19 protein-coding genes are annotated in these 19,471 nt (G+C 64.0%); 9 read left to right on the top strand and 10 right to left on the bottom strand.

Annotation, left to right across the window (positions count from 1 at the left end; genetic code table 11):
- The first annotated feature begins 13 nt into the window (after positions 1–13).
- The 3 genes from JKP78_RS01840 to ku all read left to right on the top strand — a co-directional run bounded on the left by JKP78_RS01840 (position 14) and on the right by ku (position 2,553).
- A complete protein-coding gene (locus tag JKP78_RS01840; protein ID WP_200625942.1) occupies positions 14–601 on the top strand; it encodes a 5'-methylthioadenosine/S-adenosylhomocysteine nucleosidase family protein in 588 nt (195 codons plus the stop codon).
- Positions 602–714: 113 nt separating this feature from the next.
- Complete coding sequence (locus tag JKP78_RS01835) at positions 715–1,620, top strand: SDR family oxidoreductase (protein ID WP_170029915.1); 906 nt, start codon at positions 715–717, stop codon at positions 1,618–1,620.
- Between the two features lie 72 nt (positions 1,621–1,692).
- Positions 1,693–2,553 (top strand): non-homologous end joining protein Ku, encoded by an 861-nt coding sequence (gene ku / locus JKP78_RS01830; RefSeq protein ID WP_200625941.1) that lies wholly within the window; start codon positions 1,693–1,695, stop codon positions 2,551–2,553.
- A 34-nt stretch (positions 2,554–2,587) separates the two neighbouring features.
- Here ku and ligD read toward each other — a convergent pair whose 3' ends face one another.
- Positions 2,588–5,083, bottom strand: a complete 2,496-nt coding sequence (gene ligD, locus JKP78_RS01825) for a DNA ligase D (RefSeq protein ID WP_186685931.1) — start codon at positions 5,081–5,083, stop codon at positions 2,588–2,590.
- 153 nt (positions 5,084–5,236) lie between these two features.
- Between ligD and JKP78_RS01820 the strand changes: the two genes are divergently transcribed.
- A complete protein-coding gene (locus tag JKP78_RS01820; RefSeq protein ID WP_170029912.1) occupies positions 5,237–5,701 on the top strand; it encodes a phosphotransferase system, HPr-related protein in 465 nt (154 codons plus the stop codon).
- Positions 5,698–5,922, top strand: coding sequence for a metallothionein (locus tag JKP78_RS01815; RefSeq protein ID WP_186674130.1), 225 nt, complete (start codon positions 5,698–5,700; stop codon positions 5,920–5,922). The genes JKP78_RS01820 and JKP78_RS01815 overlap by 4 nt, the downstream gene beginning before the upstream one ends.
- An 80-nt stretch (positions 5,923–6,002) precedes the next feature.
- On the opposite strand, the gene JKP78_RS01810 is transcribed toward JKP78_RS01815, so the two are convergent.
- The 5 genes from JKP78_RS01810 to JKP78_RS01790 are packed head-to-tail and all read right to left on the bottom strand — an operon-like array spanning position 6,003 to position 10,311.
- Positions 6,003–6,431, bottom strand: coding sequence for a hypothetical protein (locus JKP78_RS01810; protein ID WP_200625940.1), 429 nt, complete (start codon positions 6,429–6,431; stop codon positions 6,003–6,005).
- Positions 6,432–6,465: 34 nt separating this feature from the next.
- Positions 6,466–7,413 (bottom strand): lysylphosphatidylglycerol synthase domain-containing protein, encoded by a 948-nt coding sequence (locus JKP78_RS01805; RefSeq protein WP_170029909.1) that lies wholly within the window; start codon positions 7,411–7,413, stop codon positions 6,466–6,468.
- Positions 7,413–8,615, bottom strand: a complete 1,203-nt coding sequence (clsB, locus tag JKP78_RS01800) for a cardiolipin synthase ClsB (RefSeq protein ID WP_170029908.1) — start codon at positions 8,613–8,615, stop codon at positions 7,413–7,415. The genes JKP78_RS01805 and clsB overlap by 1 nt, the downstream gene beginning before the upstream one ends.
- Positions 8,612–9,397: an endonuclease/exonuclease/phosphatase family protein gene (locus tag JKP78_RS01795; protein ID WP_186685925.1), complete on the bottom strand. Its 786-nt coding sequence runs from the start codon at positions 9,395–9,397 to the stop codon at positions 8,612–8,614. Before JKP78_RS01795 ends, clsB begins: the two co-directional genes overlap by 4 nt.
- Entirely contained in the window at positions 9,394–10,311 is a 918-nt protein-coding gene (locus JKP78_RS01790; RefSeq protein ID WP_186685922.1) for a DUF72 domain-containing protein, read from the bottom strand. Before JKP78_RS01790 ends, JKP78_RS01795 begins: the two co-directional genes overlap by 4 nt.
- A 191-nt stretch (positions 10,312–10,502) precedes the next feature.
- Here JKP78_RS01790 and JKP78_RS01785 point away from each other — a divergent pair, with 191 nt between their 5' ends.
- On the top strand, positions 10,503–10,889 hold the full coding sequence (locus JKP78_RS01785) for a low affinity iron permease family protein (RefSeq protein WP_200625939.1): 387 nt from the start codon (positions 10,503–10,505) through the stop codon (positions 10,887–10,889).
- Between the two features lie 50 nt (positions 10,890–10,939).
- Positions 10,940–11,491, top strand: a complete 552-nt coding sequence (locus JKP78_RS01780) for an ATP-dependent Clp protease proteolytic subunit (RefSeq protein ID WP_170029904.1) — start codon at positions 10,940–10,942, stop codon at positions 11,489–11,491.
- A gap of 47 nt (positions 11,492–11,538) precedes the next feature.
- Here JKP78_RS01780 and JKP78_RS01775 read toward each other — a convergent pair whose 3' ends face one another.
- Together JKP78_RS01775 and JKP78_RS01770 are read right to left on the bottom strand one after the other, a co-directional pair.
- Positions 11,539–11,937 carry an NUDIX hydrolase gene (locus JKP78_RS01775; protein WP_170029903.1) on the bottom strand — a complete coding sequence of 133 codons (399 nt, stop codon included), beginning with the start codon at positions 11,935–11,937 and terminating at the stop codon, positions 11,539–11,541.
- Between the two features lie 90 nt (positions 11,938–12,027).
- A complete protein-coding gene (locus JKP78_RS01770; protein ID WP_200625938.1) occupies positions 12,028–16,167 on the bottom strand; it encodes a CheR family methyltransferase in 4,140 nt (1,379 codons plus the stop codon).
- Positions 16,168–16,430: 263 nt separating this feature from the next.
- Here JKP78_RS01770 and JKP78_RS01765 point away from each other — a divergent pair, with 263 nt between their 5' ends.
- Entirely contained in the window at positions 16,431–16,640 is a 210-nt protein-coding gene (locus JKP78_RS01765; protein ID WP_114170448.1) for a general stress protein, read from the top strand.
- Between the two features lie 144 nt (positions 16,641–16,784).
- Positions 16,785–17,054, top strand: a complete 270-nt coding sequence (locus JKP78_RS01760; protein ID WP_186685914.1) for a DUF6555 family protein — start codon at positions 16,785–16,787, stop codon at positions 17,052–17,054.
- Between the two features lie 26 nt (positions 17,055–17,080).
- Here JKP78_RS01760 and JKP78_RS01755 read toward each other — a convergent pair whose 3' ends face one another.
- Together JKP78_RS01755 and paaZ are read right to left on the bottom strand one after the other, a co-directional pair.
- A complete protein-coding gene (locus JKP78_RS01755; RefSeq protein ID WP_186685911.1) occupies positions 17,081–17,251 on the bottom strand; it encodes a hypothetical protein in 171 nt (56 codons plus the stop codon).
- A gap of 156 nt (positions 17,252–17,407) precedes the next feature.
- Positions 17,408–19,465, bottom strand: a complete 2,058-nt coding sequence (gene paaZ, locus JKP78_RS01750; protein ID WP_200625937.1) for a phenylacetic acid degradation bifunctional protein PaaZ — start codon at positions 19,463–19,465, stop codon at positions 17,408–17,410.
- Positions 19,466–19,471 lie beyond the last annotated feature (6 nt).

The raw sequence follows: 19,471 nt of genomic DNA, 5'->3' as shown, positions 1-19,471 counted from the left end.
GATACTCCGCACGATGATCTTGACCCAGCAATTCCCTGATATTTCCCTGGCTGACACCTTGTTCGTCTTCGCCCTCGAGGCCGAGGCGGGGAGCGTGTTCGCCGGGATGAACAGCGTGTTCACCGGCATCGGCAAGGTCAATGCCGCCATCGCCCTGACGCGGGCTATCGCCGCCAACAGGCCCAGGCTGATCGTCAACCTCGGGTCGGCTGGCAGCCTGCGGCACGGCAAGGGCGCAGTGGTGTGCTGCACCCGCTTCGTGCAACGTGACATGGACGTGACCCCGCTGGGCTTCGCCCGTTACGAAACGCCGCTGTCGGATATCCCGGTGCTGCTGGAGCACGGCGTGGTGATCCCCGGCCTGCCCGTGGAAACCTGCGGCAGCGGCGACAGCTTCGAGATCAACCACGGCGACGCACCGTACGACGTGGTCGACATGGAGGCCTATGTGCTGGCCTTGATCGCACGCAGCGAGGGCATTCCCTTTGTCTGCCTGAAATACATCTCCGACGATGCCGGCAGCGATGCGGCCGGCGACTGGGCGGTGCAGGTACACCTGGCCGCAGAGGCATTCCAGCGGGTGCTGTTCAACCCAGCGTGACCGCTGGTCGGCGGTGTTGCCAGCTGGAGCAAACCATCGCCCAGGGGGGCTTCTCGAAACCGGTATCGGCCCTGTTACGGGCCAGCCCGGTTTCAGCAGAGGAGTGGCCCCCCATGCCCAACAAACCCCACGACCAGTTCAGCATGCAGAACCCGCTGACCCAGTACCCGCACCCACCGTTCCCGGCCCAGGGCCAGCCTGCGCCGGGCCTGGACGTCAACATGCAGCCCAAGCCCGACCACGGCGAAGCCAGCTACAAGGGCTTCGGCCGCCTGGCCGGGCGCAAGGCACTGATCACCGGCGCAGATTCGGGTATCGGCCGCGCAGTTGCCATTGCCTTCGCCCGCGAGGGGGCCGACATTGCGCTGAACTACATGCCCATCGAACAACCCGATGCCCGCGAAGTGATCAAGCTGATCGAAGCCGAAGGCCGCAAGGTGGTCGCGATTGCCGGCGATCTCAAGGACGAGCAGTTCTGCAAGGAGCTGGTCGAGCAGGCCCACGAACAGCTCGGTGGCCTGGACATCCTGGTCAACGTCGCCGGCAAGCAGGAGGCGCGCAAGGACATCAGCCAGATCACCCACGAGCAGTTCGACCATACCCTGAAAACCAACGTCTACGCGCTGTTCTGGCTGTGCCAGGCGGCGGTGCCGCTGATGCCGGCGGGCGCTACCATCATCAACACGGCCTCGATCCAGTCCTACCAGCCGTCGGCCACCTTGCTCGACTATGCCACCACCAAGGCCGCCATCGTCGCCTTTACCAAGGCCTTGGCCAAGCAGGTGATCGAACGCGGCATCCGGGTCAACGCCGTGGCCCCGGGGCCGATCTGGACCGTACTGCAGCCCAGCGGCGGCCAGCCACCGGAGAAAATCCCCGAATTCGGCGCACAAACGCCGATGAAGCGCCCGGGCCAGCCGGCCGAGTGCGCGCCGGTGTATGTCCTGCTGGCCAGCCAGGAGTCCAGCTACATCACCGGCGAGGTGTTCGGCGTCACCGGCGGCAACCCGTTGCCATAGGGCTGGCCGGCTAAACCTTCGCGGCTCGGTGCAGTCACTTGTGGTATCGGCAGGCAACCTGGGGGCAGATTCATGGCAAGGGCAATCTGGAAAGGCGCCATCAGCTTTGGCCTCGTGCACATCCCTGTGGCCCTCAATACCGCAGTGCGCACCGAGCGCGTCGACTTCGACTGGCTCGACAAGCGCAGCATGGAGCCGGTGGGCTACAAGCGGGTGAACAAGGTCACCGGCAAGGACATCGACAAGGAGAACATCGTCAAAGGGGTCGAGTACGAAAAAGGCCGCTATGTGGTGATCAGCGAAGAAGAGATCCGCAAGGCGCGCCCCGAGGCGACCCAGACCATCGATATCTTTTCGTTCGTCGACGCCGGCGATATCCCTCTGCAGCATTTCGACACGCCGTACTACCTCAGCCCGGACCGGCGAGGTGGCAAGGTGTATGCGCTGCTGCGCGAGACCCTGGCCAGCACCGGCAAGGTGGCGCTGGCCACGGTGGTGCTGCATACCCGTCAGCATCTGGCCTTGCTGCGGCCGCTGGAGGAGGCGCTGGTGATGATCACCCTGCGCTGGCCGGAAGAGGTGCGTGGCCTGGAAACGCTGGAGCTGGACAGCAGCGTTACCGAAGCCAAGGTGGACAAGCGCGAACTGGACATGGCCAAACGGCTGGTCGAGGACATGACCGGCGCCTGGTCGCCTGACGACTATCATGACGCCTTCCGCCAGACCATTCTCGACCTGGTGGAAGAAAAGGCCAGCAAAGGCAAGATCGAAACGGTGGAAACAGGCGAGGCCAGCGGGAGCGAGAAAGGCGCGGACATCATCGACCTTACCGAGCTGCTCAAGCGCAGCCTTGGCGGCAAGGGCGGCGCGGCAGGCAAGAAAAAGCCAGCGCCAGAAAAGAAGCCCGCCAAACGGACGCGCAAGGCGTCCTGAAGGCCTTTATCCGTGCAAGCTGCCGGGCCAGCCCTTACTGGCCCAGCAGCTTGCGCATCCGTGCGGTGATGGACTGGCGTACCTTGCCCATGTCTGCCCAAGGATCGTCGACCTCTGCCAGGCGTTCGCGCAGGTTGTTGATGTTCCATTGGTTGGCGCCCTTGAGCTGGGTGAGCTCTTCACGCCAGATCGGTACCGAAACCGGCAACCCCTCGCGCGCCCGCAGCGAATAGGCGCAGGCAGTGGTGGCGCCCTTGCCGTTGCGCAGGTAGTCGATGAAGATGCGGCCCACGCGGTTTTTCGGCCCGGACACGGCGCTCAGGCGCTCCGGGAACAGCCTGGCCAGGTAATTGACGATGGCGTGGCTGAAGTCTTTCACCTCGTCCCAACTGGCTTTGCGCGTCAGCGGCACGACCACATGGATACCTTTGCCGCCGCTGGTCTTCAGAAACACCTTCAGGCCCAGCTCGTCGAGCAGGGTCAGGGTCAGCTGGGTAGCCTCCAGCATGGCTTTCCAGGGCAGGGCGGGGTCCGGGTCGAGGTCGAGGACGAAGCGGTCGGGCTTGTCGAAATCCTTGTCGGTGCCGTTCCAGGTGTGCAGTTCGAGCATGTTCATCTGCACCGCGCCCAGCAAGGTGTCGGGGCGATTGATGATCATCGCCGCCTGGCCTGCCTCGGCTTTGTCGTAGCTGAGCACGTTGGGGATGTGCAGCTGGCCGGCATTTTTCTGGAAGAACAGCTCGCCCGCCAACCCGTCAGGGGCGCGCACCAAGGCCACCGGGCGGTCCTTGAGCTGCGGCAGGATCCACTGGCTGACCTCGGCGTAATATTCCGCCACGTCGCGCTTGGTGGCGCCGCTGCTGGCGTCGATGACGCGCTCGGGGTGGGTCAGGCGCAAGTCACCGAAGTGCTCCGTGGCCTTGGCGGGCTTGGATTTGGGCAGGGTCTTGCCGGGCATGGCACGCTCCAGGTCAATGGCGGTGGCAGGTTTGTCGTCGCGCAGGCCGTGAAATACCGAATGGCGCACGATCCCTTCGCGGGTCATCTGCGCGTAGGCGACTTCCGCCAGCAACTGTGGCTTCAGCCAGTGCACGCCGCGTGCCTCGGCCCCGCCAGGCGGCTTGGCCAGGGCGGGCTTGGCGATTTCGAGCGGTTTGAGCCGCGCATGGATGCTGTCCAGCGTGGTGGCGCTGAAGCCGGTGCCGACCTTGCCGGCGTAGCGCAACTCACCGCTGTCGTTGTCATGCAGCGCCAGCAGCAGCGCTCCGAAGCCGTTGCGGCTACCTTTCGGCTCGGTAAAGCCGACGATCACGAACTCCTGGCGTTTCTTGCACTTGAGCTTGATCCAGTCAGCACTACGCCGGCCGACGTAGGTGCTGTCCACGCGTTTGCCGATCAAGCCCTCCAGGTCCAGGCGGCAGGCACTGTCCAGCAACGACTCCACCGGCTGGTCGAAATCGGCAGAAAACACCAGGTTGTCGGCTTCATTCGCTTCGAGCAGCTGGCGCAGCGTGTCGCGGCGGTCCTGCAGCGGCACCTGGCGCAGGTCACGGCCGCCGAGAAAGGGCAGGTCGAACAGGTAATAGGTGATCTGTTCGTCGTGATCGGTATCGAATGCGTTCTGCAGCGCCTGGAAGTCTGCCACCCCTTGCTCGTTGTTCACTACCATCTCGCCATCCAGCCAGGCCGAATCGACCCCAAGCTGGCGCAGCGCAGCCACCTGGCGCGGCATCTTGGCGCTCCAGTCATGGCCGTTGCGGGTGAACAGGCGAATGTCATCGCCTTCGATGCGCGCCAGGATGCGGTAGCCGTCGAACTTCACTTCGTAGCGCCAGTCACCCGCCGGTGGCGAGTCGACCAGCGTGGCCAGCTGCGGCTGCAACAGCTCTGGCAGCGGCGCTGCCTTGCCAGTGGCCGAGCGTTTGCCGGCCGCAGGCTTGGCCTTGGCCGGCTTGCCGCTGCTGCGCTTGGGTAGCAGGGTACGGTCGCTGAGCACGCTATCTGGCTGCGCGTCGACGATGCTGTATTCGCTTTCGCTGCGCGCCTGGCTGTCGTGGGACTTGACCAGCATCCACTGCTCCTTCTTGCCGGCCATGTGCGTGCGGAACAGGTTCCATACCCCGCTGAGCTTTTCGCCCTGCAGGCGGAAACGCAGCTTGCCTTTGGCATAGGCCTCGCGGGCGTCCCCCTCCGGCTCCCAGATGCCGCGATCCCAGACAATCACATCGCCGGCACCATAATGCCCTTCGGGGATGTGGCCTTCGAAGTCGGCGTAGTCCAGCGGATGGTCTTCGACGTGCACGGCCAGGCGGCGCACCTTGGGGTCGAGCGATGGGCCTTTCGGGATGGCCCAGCTTTTCAGCGTGCCGTCCAGTTCCAGGCGGAAATCATAATGCAGGTGGCTGGCATCGTGCTTCTGGATGCAGAACTGCAGGGCGTGGGCGCGCTGGGTGCGCTTCTGCTTGCCACTGGGTTCGGGCGTGGCGTTGAAATCGCGTTTGCGTGCGTATTCCTCGAGGGGCTTGGCCATGGCAGGCTCCGGGGCAATTCGCTGTCTTATCGTTGGGAGACAGCTGAAGCAGGGGGAGTTCAAAAAAAAGCCGCTGCAGGTATACAAGAAACTCTGAATCTTCCGGCGCTTGGCGGAGTCGACCGTGAGTAAGCCAACGGAGGAAGACTATCGATGTCCAGACCTGATGATCCCAAACCCTACACGCCGACCGAAATCGACGATACCGAAGACCGCATGGGCAGTGTGCACGAGCTGGACTTCAGTGACCGCCTCGACGATCGCGAAGGGCGAGCGGGTGATGAGCGACCGCCGCAGGAAGTCGCCCAGGAGTTCCCGGCCCGCCGCGTTGCGCAAAGTGGCATGACCGGTGGCGAGACGCTGAGCGACAGCTTGCACGAAGACAACGTGACTTACGACGACCTCAGCCCGGACACCCTGCTGGACGAATCTGGGGCGCGTGACCCGCACGAGCCAGGCCATGGCGGCCCGGCCGACAAGTCCCTGCGCCATGTTGACGCCGGGGAGATTGGCGGCGGCATCGGACTCGATGAAGCCGAGCTGGCCCGCTCCGCGCCGCTGGATGGCCAGCCGTGGAGTGATGATGTAATCGACGAAGACGAGGAGGGCAAGCCATGAGCGAATTACGATGCGCCTGTAGCGAATGTACCTGTACGGTGGACGCCGCCCCCCAGGATGGCAAGGCCTACTGCTGTGAGGCCTGTGCTACCGGGCACCGCAACGGTGAACCGTGCCGCATGCCTGGCTGCAACTGCGCGCAGGCCGCGCAGCCGAAGGAGAGCAATGTGGACAACGCCCTGGACGAAACCTTTCCGGCGAGTGATCCGATTTCGCCGTGACAAGCCCAATTGCGGGGACTGCTTTGCGTTCCTTCGCGGGAAGGCCCGCGAAGGAACGCAAGGCAGCCGGCAACATGGCTTCAATGGGTCTGCCAGATACCGTTACTGCGCTCGCAGTCCGAGCGTGCCTGGCCCAGGCTCGGGGTATCGTAGTAGTAGGTCACCACCCGTGCATCCTTGGGCAGGCCCGGACGGGTGGAGGGCTGGTCATTCCCCGCTGCCTTGGGGTTGGCCAAGGCTTCCTGGGTCAGCGGGGCAATGCAGCTGCCCACGCTACCGTCGGCGCAACGCGCCACTTTGTGCTTCTCCGCACTGAGCATGTCCTTGCTCTGGTTGCTGCACGACCAGTTGATCGCTTCAGGCGGCATGTTGCCGTAGGTGTAGCAGGTGTGCTGCTCCACCGGCCGCACCGCTTCGCTGGACGATCGGGTCATCACGTCGCAGGCCTCTGCCAGCACCCTGCCGCTGACCAGGCTCATGACTATCAATGTCACCCAGGCAATACGCATGGTCACCTCCCGGCCCCTGGGCCGTCGTCGACATTCAAGCTGTTTTTTCGCGCCGGCGCATGGCCTTGGCGCGCTTTTCCAGAATCAGGTAGGTCATCACCGCCAGCACCAGCGGGATCAGGTAATACAAGGTGCGGTACGCCAGCAGGGCCGCCACCAGGCTGCCTTGGCCGAACTGGCCATGGAGCAAGCCGAGGAAAACGGTTTCCAGCACGCCCAGCCCGGCCGGGATGTGCGCCACCACGCCCGCCACGCAGCTGATCAGCAGCACGCCAAGGACCGACGGGTAGAACGCCTGCTCAGGTAATAGCCAGTCGATCAGCAACGCCATCATCGCCCAGTTGCTGGCACCGAGCGCCACCTGGCATGACGCCAGGCGCAGCGAAGGCAGGGTCAGCTCATGGTCGCGCCATTGCCAGGTGCGCTTCTTGGCCAAACCACAGGCCAGCAGGTAGGCCAAGGTGATGGCCAGCAGCACGAAGCCGATCAGCTGCAGCCCGCCGGTGCCGACCGGCCAACTGGACGGCAGCTCCACCAGGCGCAAGGCGAACACACCGCCGGCAAGCAGCATGTAGCCCATCCAGTTGGTCAGCAGGCCGAGAGTGAGGATGCGGGTGATGGTAGGCGTATCCAGCCCGAGCCGGCTGTACAGCCGGTAACGCAAGGCCACGCCGCCGACCCAGGTGGTGAAATTGAGGTTGAAGGCATAGCACACGAAGGCCACCGGCAGCACCTGCCGGGCGGGCAGGGTATGGCCGGTGTAGCTGCGCGCCAGCAGGTCATAGCTGGCAAAGATCAGGAAGCTGCACAGCGCCATTGCCAGCCCGATCGCCAGGCTGCCAGGCTTGTAGCCGAGCAAGGACTGCCGCACTTCGTTCCAGTCCAGGTTGCGTGCCAGGGTAAACAGCAGCACCGGGATGAGCACCAGGAACAGCAGGGTGAACAGGCGCTTTGCCCAGGTATGCCAACGCTTTCGCTCCATCAGGTATTGCCCTCGTGCAGGTTGCCTTGGGTCTCGACTTCCGGCTGCAACGACTTCAGGCGCTTGCGGTGCGCGGGTAGCCAGCCGGCAATGCGCGGGAAATGGCGGATCACGTGGAAGCACAGGAATATCAACGGCGCCCGCCACCAGTAGCCACGTACCATGCGCTCGAGGGTGACGGGCTTGCATTGTTCGTTGGCCAACGAAGTCAGGTGCTGATGCAACTGCTGGTTGAAGCGGCGGTCGCGGATGAACAGGTTGGCCTCGAGATTGAAGGCCAGGCTCAACGGGTCGAGGTTGCTGGAGCCGACCGTGGACCACTCGTCGTCCACCAGGGCAACCTTGCCGTGCAGGGGCCTTTCGCAATATTCATGAATGCGCACGCCATCGCGCAGCAGGTAGTTGTACAGCAGCCGGGAAAGCGCCCGGACCCAGCGCATGTCCGGCTGACCCTGCATGATCAGGGAAACCTCGACACCACGCCGGGCGGCATTGCGCAGCTCGCGCAACAGCCGATAACCGGGGAAGAAGTAGGCATTGGCCACCACGACGCGTCGGCGCGCATTGCGCAAGGCTTCCAGGTAATACGCTTCGATGGCATTACTGCGCTGCCCGTTGTCACGCTCGACCAGTACCGCAGTGATATCACCGGTGGGAGCGGTGACCGGGCGTACCTCGCTGGGCGGTTCGAGCACCGGCGACATCAGGCGACGGCTGACGGCATGCACCTGCGCCACCACCGGGCCGGTGACTTCCACGGCATAGTCCTGCTTGGCCATGGGCCCGAAATCGCCCAGGTGGTCTGCGCTGTAGTTGATACCGCCGATAAACGCCCGTTCGCCGTCGATGACCACGATCTTGCGGTGCAGGCGCCGGAACAGGTTGGTGCGCATGCCCGCCAGGCGCGGCTGCGGATCGAACAGGTGAAAGCTGACCCCGGCATCGGTCATCGCGGCAATGAAGCTGCCCGGCAGGTCGGCGGTACCGTAGCCATCGGCCACTACCTCCACCCGCACACCGCGACGTGCCGCATCGATCAGCACCCGTTGCAGCTGTTGGCCGACCTTGTCGTCGAAGATGATGAAAGTTTCCAGCAGGACTTCTTCCCGCGCCTGGCCGATGGCCTCGAATACACGGGGGTAGAACGCTTCGCCGTTGATCAACAGCTCTACGCTGTTGCCATCCACCCAGGGTCTTTTCACAGCGTGATCTCCGCAGCCAGGGGCGCGTGGTCGGACAGGTGCGACCACGGGTAGCTGGACAGCACTTGCGCCTTGCAGGGCATGGCATTGCGCAAGTAGATGCGATCCAGCCGCAATAGCGGCATGCGCGCAGGAAAACTGCGGGCTGGGGTACCGAACCGCTCGCCAAAGGCTTCGACCAGGCGCCGGGACAGCACCGCATCAGCCTTGAGCCGCCAGTCATTGAAGTCACCGGCGATGATCACCGGCGCGTGTGCTGGCAGACGGTCGAGCAATTCCAGCAACAGTTTCACCTGGCTCTGCCGATGCGCCTCGCGCAGGCCGAGGTGCACGCACACGGCATGCACCTGTTCATGCCCGGGCACCTCCAGTTGACAATGCAGCAGGCCGCGCTGTTCGTTGCCGTGGACAGAAACGTCCAGGTTGTCGAAGCGGGTAATCGGGAACTTCGACAGCAGCGCATTGCCGTGATCGCCATGCGGGTAGACGGCGTTGCGTCCATAGGCGAACTGCGGCCACATGCTGTCGGCCAGGAATTCGTATTGCGGCGTGTCCGGCCATGCCGGGTGACGGATGGCATGCTGCTGGTGGCTGCCGTGCACTTCCTGCAGGAACACCAGGTCGGCGCCGGTGGCGCGTACGGCTTCGCGCAGCTCGGGCAGAATGAAACGCCGGTTGAAGAAGGTGAACCCCTTGTGCACGTTGAGCGTAAGCACGTTCAGCCGATGCACGGCGGTGATCTTGTCGATGATGCAACGGGGGGTGGGCAAGGTCTTGTTCACAGGTCCACCTCGGGTTCCACGCCGGGTTCAGTCATCAGGTGGTGATCCAGATGGAGCTTTTCCAGCAGGCGTCGGGCGTCATAGGGAGCGTGCACCTTCTGGTCATTGTCGAAATAGCAATAGACGTCACGCGGCCGATGACTTGGCGGCGGCCCGGGCACGATCAGCTCGGCGTCCTCGGCCTGGCGGCCTTCGCTCCAGTGCACGATGCGCTCTTTCCAGCGGCGCAACGCGCGTGACGTATAACCGCTGCTGTACAACTCGACGTCGCCATGCAGGCGCATGTAGACGAAGTCGGCAGTCACGTCTTCCACGTACGGCCATTTACCGGCACTGTCGGCCACCACCAGCGCCACCTGATGCTTGCGCAGCAGGTGCACGAAGGCTTCGCAGAGGAAACTCTCATGGCGTATTTCCACCGCATGGCGCAGGCGCCGGTTGCCCTCGATGGCGGTGCCGCCGTTGCCTTGCAGGCGCTCGGCACATCCTTCGGCACACCGACGCGCAGCGGCGCGGTCGTGCGGCAGCCGTTCGAGAAACGCCTGGAACAGCGCTTCATCGAACTTCATGCTGGGCGGGAACTGCCACAGGAACGGCCCCAGCTTGTCCCCGAGCAGCAGAGGGCCGGATGCAAAGAAGTTGGCCAGCGGCTGTTCGATATTCTTCAGGCGCCGTATATGGGTGATGTAGCGCGGTGCCTTGACCGAGAAGACGAAATCTTCCGGGGTCGCCTGAGCCCAGCTGCGATAGCGCTCTGGTGTCTGCAAGCTATAGAACGACCCATTGATCTCGATGGTATTCACTGCCCGCGAAGCAAACGCCAGCTCGTCGTCCTGGGGTAAGCCCTTGGGGTAGAAGTCCTTGCGCCAGGGGCCGTAGCGCCATCCTGAAATGCCAATGCGCACTTCGCTCACGCTGCCTCCTAATTGCTTGTTGCACCAGTTCATCAGTTGCGACCGGTGCAGCCGTGCGAGGGTTCAAGCAGGATTGATCGACGGCGCAGCCAGCGCCGGATTGAACTTTGCCGCCAGCGGCGATTCCACCCTTTAGCAGCCTGAGGGTGGTGGATGCTGCCCCCGCTGTGGTTACGGTGAGGAGCGATGCCATGAAATTCGACCGTTTCGCGCAATGGCTGGCGAACTGGACCGGCCGCCCGCTGAGTTTCGCCATTGCCCTATTGCTGATAATGGCCTGGGCCTTGACCGGGCCGTTGTTTGATTACAACGACACCTGGCAACTGGTGATCAACACCTCGACCACCATCATCACGTTCCTGATGGTGTTCCTCATCCAGAACACGCAAAACCGCGACAACGACGAACTGCACATCAAGATCAACGAACTGCTGCGCACGACCAGACGCGCGCACAAGGCGCTGCTCGACCTGGAGGACATGGACCCTGCCGAACTGCATGCGCTGCGCAAGCAGTACCAACGCATGGGCGAGCGCGAGGAGGGTCGCGTGCAGCGCAGTGACCCGCCCGCAGACTGAAGGCCTGCCCATTTCACTGGAATGAACACCGCTGACACCTGGAGGCAAGCATGCCCAGACACATCATCCACTTTACCGGCCCGATCAATTCTTCCACCTGTGGCAATCTCATCGGCACCTGTGCCAAAGCCCTGCAACAGGGCGCCGAGCTGCTGCAGCTGAACATCGCCACCATGGGTGGTGAATGCAGCTATGGCTTCACCTTGTACAACTTCCTGCGCGGGCTGCCGATCCCCCTGCACACGCATAACCTGGGGACCGTGGAGTCGATGGGTAACATTCTGTTCCTGGCCGGCGAGCACCGTACCGCCTGCGCCCACAGCAAGTTCCTGTTCCATCCGTTCCACTGGACCCTGCACGGTTCGGTGGACCATTCGCGCATGGCCGAATACGCCATGAGCCTGGATTACGATTTGCGCCTGTACGCGCAGATTGTCGCCGAGCGGACCGAGGGCAGCAGCGAGGTGCTGGACGTGCCCCGTTACCTGATGGCCTATCCGCGCATTCTGGGCCCGCGCGAGGCGCTGGAGAGCGGCATGATCCACGCCATAGACGAACTGCCCATCGAAGCCGATGCCTGCCAGTGGAGCGTGCACGCCTGACTAGGCCACGGCCTGAACAACGGCACCGGCTGCGCCGGTGCCATGCGCTAGCGAATGGAAGCGGCTGTGGCCTGGTCACAGGCCAGCAGCGAGCGGATCAGCAGCTTGATGTCATCCTTGAGCATCGGCACCTGGTCGATATGGGCGAAGCAGCAGTCGGCAATTTCGTGCTGGGCGGTGGGGTGGGGCGCGTCGGCGAACTCGGCTTCGAAGACATAATGCATGCGCTCTGGGGTTTCGTGGCGCATCAACAAGGTCATTGTTTCGGCTTGCAAGCCAGTTTCTTCAAGCAGCTCGCGCTCGGCCGCCTGCACTGGCGTTTCGCCGGGCTCGACTTTGCCGCCTGGCAGGGTCCACGGGGCTTTGGGTTTTCTGACCCAGAGCCATTTATGGGCGTGCTTGGCGTGACGGCAAATAACGGTTGCGCGTGCTTTGACCGGTTTCATGCGACCTCCTGGTGAAGCTATTCCTATACGGAATTAGTCACCAGGCGCGCAATGAACGTTGTGTTTATATGAACAGAACAAGATGGGTGGTCAGTAGGGCAAGGACCCGTACAGGGCCTCGATCGCCTCGACCAGTTCGTCGTAACCGACCGGCTTGTTCAAATGCCGGTCGAAGCCCGACTGGCGTGACTTGTGCTGGTCGGCGCTGGCGCCGTAGCCCGTCAAGGCGATCGCCGGGGTGTGCTGCAAGTGGCTCAGGCTACGCAAGGCTTTGATCAGGGCGTGGCCGTCCATGACCGGCATGCCGATGTCAGACAGAATGATGTCGTAGCTGGCGGCCGCGGCTGCTTCCAGCGCCTGGCGTGGATCGCTGAACGCACTGACCTCGGCGCACTCCATTTCCAACAACTGCTGCATCACTTCCAGCACGTCTGGCGAATCGTCGACCAACAGGACCCGGATGCCGCTCAAGCGGCCATCGGTTGTCGCATCCGCTGGCGCCACGGCGGGGCGCTGACCGCTGTCCGAGCAGGGCAGGCTGACGGTGAAGGTGCAGCCCTGGCCGATGCCTGCCGAATCAGCACTCACCCTACCACCGTGGGCTTCGACCAACTGGCGAACCAGGGACAGGCCAATACCCAGGCCTTCGCGCGGATGGTCGCCCACTTGCGGTGCGGCCTGGCTGAACAGGTCGAAAATGTGCTCCAGGCTATCTGCTGTCAGGCCAACCCCCTGGTCAATGACGCGCAGCCATACCTGCGCTTGATCATGGCTCAATACCAAGCGGACAAGGCCACCCGGCGGGCTGAACTTGAGCGCGTTGTTCAGCAGGTTCCAGACCACCTGTTCCAGCCGCGTGCTGTCGCCTTCGATAATCAAGGGCAAGCCGTCAGCCGGCAGCTCCAGGAGCACATTGCAGGCAGGTTGTTCACTCTGCACCAGTGCATGGATGCCCTGCAGGATGGCGCGGATATCCACCGCTTCGGTCTTGAGCTTCAGCTTGCCGGTACGAATACGGGCGACATCGAGCAAGTCGTCGATGATTCGCGCCTGGCTGTTGACCGCCTCGCGGATGCTGGCCACAGCCTTGCTCGCCGCTGCGCTGTGGGCGATCGTCGGCAAGCGCCGGAGGATTTCCGCATTGAGCTGGATCAGGTTGAGCGGGTGCTTGAGTTCGTGGGACATGATGGCGAAAAACTCGTCCTTCATGTGGCTGCTGCTCTGCGACTCGGCCAGTTGCTTGCTCTGCTCGTCATGCCGGCGCTTGTGCCCCGTGAGGTCGCGGGCGATCTTCACGAAGCCGCGCAGGGTGCTGCCCTTGAGCTGGGATATCTCGCCGCTGGAGTAGAAGCGGCTGCCATCCTTGCGCACATGCCAGCGCTCGTCCTGGTCGCGCTCATTGACCCGGGCGGCATGCAGTTCCTGTTCGGGAACGCCGCGCGCACGGTCCTCTTCGGTGAAGATCAAGCGGTAATGCTGGCCCAGCACATCCGCCTTGCTGTGGCCGAACATCAGGCTGGCGCCAGTGTTCCAGTCGGTGATCAGGCCCTGTTCGTCGAGCAGGATGATGGCGAAATCGTGGGTGCTTTCGGCCACCACGCGCATGCGCTCCTCACCCAGGCGCACGCGTTCCTCCGCCGCCCGGCTCTTGCTGATGTCGATGAAGGTCAGCACCGTGCCATCGCTGTCCTGCTCGCTCGAGCGGTACGGCAGCAACCGCGCCAGATACCAGCGTTGGTCGTGGCCGCCGACCTCGCGTTCGATGATGTGTTCGCCCTGGGCCACGGTACGGGCATCCTCGGCCAGCGCGGGGTAGTCGAGGCGATGGGTGATGTCGAGCAGCGAGCGGCCGGTGTCGACCGGCAGCATGTTGAACAAGTCGGTGGCACGCGGGGTGAACCAGCGGATATGCAGGTTGCGGTCGACGAACACCGTGGCGATATCGGTACTGGCGATCAGGTTGCTGAGGTAATCGTTGACCTTGTCGGTTTCCTCGACCTTGTTCTTCAGCTCGAAGTTGACCGTCAGCAATTCCTCGTTGATCGACTGCAGCTCTTCCTTGCTGGTGCCCAGCTCTTCGCTGGCAGAGCGCAGTTCTTCGTTGATGGCCTGCATTTCTTCATTGGAGGCGGTCAGTTCCTGGCTGGAGATTTCCCATTGTTCGATGGTTTCCTGCAATTGCAGGCGGGTGCGCTGCAGCTCGTGCTCGAGGTTGTGCAAGACCATGCTGTCGGTCTGGCGAAGCGACTCGGCAATGGGCAACGACGGGCCGGCTGCGCGCTCTTCGAAAACCACCAGCAGGTATTCGCCAGCGCTCACTTGGTCCTTGTGCGGCTGCACGGTGATTTCCACCTGCACCCGGTCGGCACCTTCGCCGAGTTCCACCGGCCGCGAGGTCACCGCCTCGGTACCCTGGCGGGCCTGGAACAAGGTGCTGCGCAGGGCCAGGCGCAAGCTCGGCAGCACCAGGCTCAACAGGTTACGACTGAGTTCACCGCCGGCCAGTTGCATGAAGCGGCCAACGCCCTCGCTCAGGTGCAGGATCGTACCTTCGCCGTCGATGATCAGGCTGGGCGGGTTCCGGCGCGCCAAGGCCCGGTGGTGCACTTCGGCGTAGACGGGTTTGCGCCCGGGCTTGTCCTGCCCGCGTGCGACCTGGGGCGGGCTGGTGAGGTCCGGCCCCGGCAACTGGCGGCCCGAGCGGCGGCCCAGGGTGCTGACGTCGCGGGCTCGGTAGATACGGTTGCGCTTGTCGACCACGGCGAACAGTTCACTGGCCAGGTCGGCAGACTCGGCTGAGCCCAGGAACAGGAACCCCCCGGGCCGCAAGGCGAAATGGAACATCTGCAGAATGTCCTGCTGGATCTCGCGGTCGAGGTAGATCAGCAGGTTGCGGCAGACGATCAGGCCGATCTGCGAGAACGGCGGGTCGGACAGCAGGTTGTGCCGGGCGAACAGGACTTTCTCGCGAATTTCCTTGCGTACCCGGTAGTGCTGGTCTTCCTTGACGAAGAACTGGCGCAGCCGCGAGGGTGGCACGTCGGTGACGATCGCCTCCGGATACGAACCACCCCGGGCAATGCTGATGGCACGCTCATCGAGGTCGGTGGCAAACACCTGGACTTGGCTGGCTCGCTGTTCCACGGCCAGTTGCTCGCAGGCGAGCATGGCCAGGCTGTAGGCTTCTTCGCCGGTGGAGCAGCCGGCCGACCAGATGCGTATTTCGCCAGCGCCCTCGGTTGGCTCGGGCTCGCTGACCAGCTGCGGCAGCACATGGCGTTCCAGCGCCTCGAAGGCCTCGCGGTCACGGAAGAAGTTGGTGACACCGATCAGCATGTCGGCCAACAAGGCCGTGGCCTCTTCGCGGTGGTCTTCCAGGTAGCGCAGGTAGGCGCCAAGGTCGGCCTGCCCGGTCACGTGCAGCCGGCGCTCGATGCGCCGCAGCACGGTGGCGCGCTTGTAATGCTGGAAGTCATGCCCGGTGACACTGCGCAACTGCAGGAGAATCTCCTCCAGCAGCGGCTCGGAGGCCTGCGGGTCGCCTGCGCGACTGCCCAGCGCGGGTGGCAGGGTATCGTCATCGATCCGCGGCAGCTTTACCTGGCTAGCGTTCTGCCATAGCTCCAGCAGTTTCTGGGGGATTTCCGCGGCCGGCAGGACGATATCGACCATACCGGTGTCTATGGCCGCGCGGGGCATGCTGTCGTACTGTGCGTCATCGGGCGCCTGCACCAGCGTGACGCCGCCTTGCTCCTTGATGCGCGACAGCCCGACCGCGCCGTCGGCACCGCTACCGGACAGCACCACGCAAAAGGCATGGTCCTTGTGCACGTCAGCCAGGTCGCGAAAGAACAGGTCGATGGCCACGTGGTCGCCGCGCCGCCGGTTGGCTGGGGTCACCCGCAGGTAACCGTCATTGGTCGACAAGCGGTTGGCGGGCGATATCACGTACACATGGTTGCGCTCGATCGGCACTGGCTCGGTCACCTGGCGCACCGGCATCGCGGTGGTTTCCTGGATGATGCGGTCCGCCACACTCTGGTGATCGGGAGACAGGTGCAGGACGATGACGAAGGCCATGCCAGAATCGGCCGGCATTTGCCGGAACAACGTGCACAAGGCCTCGAGGCCACCTGCCGAGGCGCCTATGCCGACCACGGGGAAGTCCAGATGGCTTGGGCTCAGGTTGGGGTTTTGCGGCGAGGCGGGCTGGTTAGCAGACGACTTCATGGCGGTGCCTTGTACAGACCTGACAGACGGCCCATCGACGCATCGCCGGGCTTGTGAAAGGCCATTATAGGCAGGCTGGCGCGGCAATCGCGAGGGGTTGGACAGAGAGCCAAAAGGCAGTGCGCCAATTTGCGACCTGCCAGTCATTTGGCGCCACTCGTCCACAAACCACGCATTGGAGTGAGCGCCCAGCGCCGCCTGGGCTCGGAGTAAGGGCACGGTATACGACCGTGACTACCATTCCAACCGCAAGGAGAAACGACATGGCTCGCGATCAAGATCAAACCAGCCAACGTGGCGGCACCAAGGAAACCAACCCGGGCAATTTCGCCAACGACCGCGAAAAAGCGTCCCGCGCCGGGCAGAAAGGTGGCCAGGCCTCCGGCGGCAATTTCGCCAATGACCGCGAACGCGCCTCGGAAGCAGGCCGCAAAGGTGGCCAGAACAGCCACGGCGGCGGCCGCAACCAGTAACGCAGCGGCTGGCAACAGCGGCGGTGGCCCGGCGCACATTGCGCTGGGCCACCTTTGTTGCGAAGCGTTTCACAATCTTTTTGAATCTTCGCGGCGCGCTCGACTCAACACGAAGTCATCCATGGAAAAGAGGAGGGCCACGCGATGCCTAATCCGCAGTTGTACATCATCGACTACCGGTTACACGGCAAACCGCGCAGCTTCATCATCCGCCTGGAACGTATGGACAATGCCGAAGCCTGGCATTGGGCCAGCTGCGACGCCGGTATCGGCATCATCCCCAAGTTCGGCCGCGAGAAGATCCGCAAGGTGAGCAAACCCATGGCCGAACGCTATGGGGTGACAGAGGTCAGCTGGCGAGCCTCCGGCAGCAAGCCTGGCCAGTCGCTGGAAGACCCTGTTACCACTGCCTGACCCGATTTCGCCGCCACCCGGGCAGCTCAGGCCCCGGATTCAGGATCGCTGGCAGGCACCCCAGGCCGGTTCTGGTCATCATCCGTCAGGTTCGGGTCGGTATCGGGGTCGTCCACCTTGTCGTTGCGCGCGTCCGGATCCAGTTCCGGCCAGTCATCCTGCGCATTGCCGCCGCCCGTCCACTGCTTGTCGTTCATGCCCTCGGCCTCCGTTTCGGTAAAAAAGGCCCGCCAGGCTGGCGGGCCAACACAGGAGTGAGAGGCGAAGCCATTGACCACCCCTCATGCCATCAGAACCCGCCGACGTCGGGACCGATCGGTCGCGTCGAGGCAAAGGCCGACCAATGGCAGCGGTCATGCCCCCGGCATTTTCAACACCAGGGTCAGAATGTCGTAGCTCGCCACCAGCTCGCCCAGCTGGTTGGTGACCTCGACGTCCCATGCCACCACACCCTGCGGTTGCCCCAGCGGGCTGGTCTTGCCCTGGTCGATCTTGCGCTTGCAGGTCAGCCGCGCCTGGATGGTATCGCCGATGCCCACCGGGTTGATGAAGCGCAGGGTATCCAGGCCGTAGTTGGCCAATACCGGCCCTGCACCCGGGGACACGAACAGCCCGGCTGCCGCCGACAACACGAAGTAACCGTGGGCGATACGCTTGCCGAACTGCGATTCCCTGGCGGCGATCTCGTCGAAATGCATGTAGAAGTGGTCGCCCGACAGGCAGCCGAAGTTGACCAGGTCGGCTTCGGTCACGGTGCGGCGGTGGGTGAGCAGCGATTCGCCGATGCGCAGTTGCTCGAAGTAACGGCGGAACGGGTGCACTTCGCTTTCGATCACTGCGCCACCGCGCACGTACTCGCCGGTAACCGCTGTGAGCATGCTTGGCGATCCCTGCACCGCAGCGCGTTGCAAGTAGTGCTTGACCGCACGCAGGCCACCCAGCTCTTCGCCACCGCCGGCGCGGCCCGGGCCACCGTGCTTGAGTTGCGGTAATGGCGAGCCGTGGCCGGTGGATTCCTTGGCCGCTTCGCGGTCGAGCACCAGCAGCCGGCCATGCCAGGCAGCGGCGGCCGGGATGGCCTTGGCGGCGATGCTGCGCTCGGCGGTGACCAGGGTGGCCACCAGGCTGCCTTTGCCACGGGCGGCCAGCACCAGGGCTTCGTCGAGGTCGTCATAGGCCATCAGGGTGCTGACCGGGCCGAACGCTTCGATATCGTGGGCACCACCCTCGGCATGCGGGTCGCGCGCCTGCAGCAGGGTCGGGGCGAAGAACGCACCTTCGGCCACACCCTCGCCACGTGGCGCAAAGCCGTCACTGGCGCCGAACAGCTGGTCGCAACTGTGCAACAGGCTGCGCACGCGCTCGGCCACGTCGTGCTGCTGGTCATGAGAGGCCAGGGCGCCCATGCGCACGCCTTCCAGCGAAGGGTCGCCGACCACCACCTTGGCGAGCCGCTCGCGCAGGCGCGTGGCAACCGCATCGATGTGCTTGGCCGGGACGATGGCGCGGCGGATGGCGGTGCACTTCTGCCCGGCCTTGGTGGTCATTTCCCGCACCACTTCCTTGATGTACAGCTCGAATTCCTCGCTGTCCGGGGTCACGTCCGGGCCGAGGATGGCGCAGTTCAACGAGTCGGCTTCGGCGCTGAACGGCACCGAGTTGCGCACCAGGTTAGGCGTGACGCGCAGCTTCGCGGCGGTGTCGGCAGAACCGGTGAAGGTCACCACGTCCTGGCCCTGCAGGCGGTCGAGCAGGTCGCCGGTACTGCCGATTACCAGTTGCAGGCTGCCTTCCGGCAACAGGCCAGAGGCATGCATCAGGCGCACCACGGCTTCGGTCAGGTAGCTGGTCGAGGTCGCCGGCTTGACGATGCAGGGCATGCCGGCCAGGAAGGTAGGGGCGAATTTCTCCAGCATGCCCCAGATGGGGAAGTTGAAGGCGTTGATGTGCACCGCCACGCCGGCGCGCGGCACCAGGATATGGCTGCCGGCGAAGTGGCCTTGCTTGCCCAACGGCATGGCCGGGCCTTCGTGCACCAGGTTGCCCGACGGTAATTCGCGGCTGCCGATGCCGGCGTACGAGAACAGCGTGGCATTGCCACCTTCGATGTCGATCCAGCTGTCGGCACGGGTGGCGCCGCTGTGGTGGGACAGGGCGTAGAGCTGCTCCTTGCGCTCGGCCAGGTACAAGGCGAGGGCTTTCAGGCGCGCAGCGCGCTGCTGGAAGTCCATGCCCATCAGGCTGGCCAGGCCACGGGCCCGGGCGAAATCCACGGCCTCGGCGAAGTCCGGGCGTTCCTCATGGCTATAGGCGAGCACGTGGCCGTCGAGGGCGCTGCGCAAGGCCTGGGCGCCGTGCTGGCCGAGCCAGCGGCCGGCGATGAAGCTTTGCAGGGTAGGGGCGGCAGACATACTGTT

Source organism: Pseudomonas sp. LAM2023 (assembly GCF_016620375.1).
In the GTDB taxonomy this organism is placed as follows: domain Bacteria; phylum Pseudomonadota; class Gammaproteobacteria; order Pseudomonadales; family Pseudomonadaceae; genus Aquipseudomonas; species Aquipseudomonas anuradhapurensis.
Note: the sequence above shows the minus strand (reverse complement) of the source record. Positions and strands in the feature narration are given on the sequence as shown.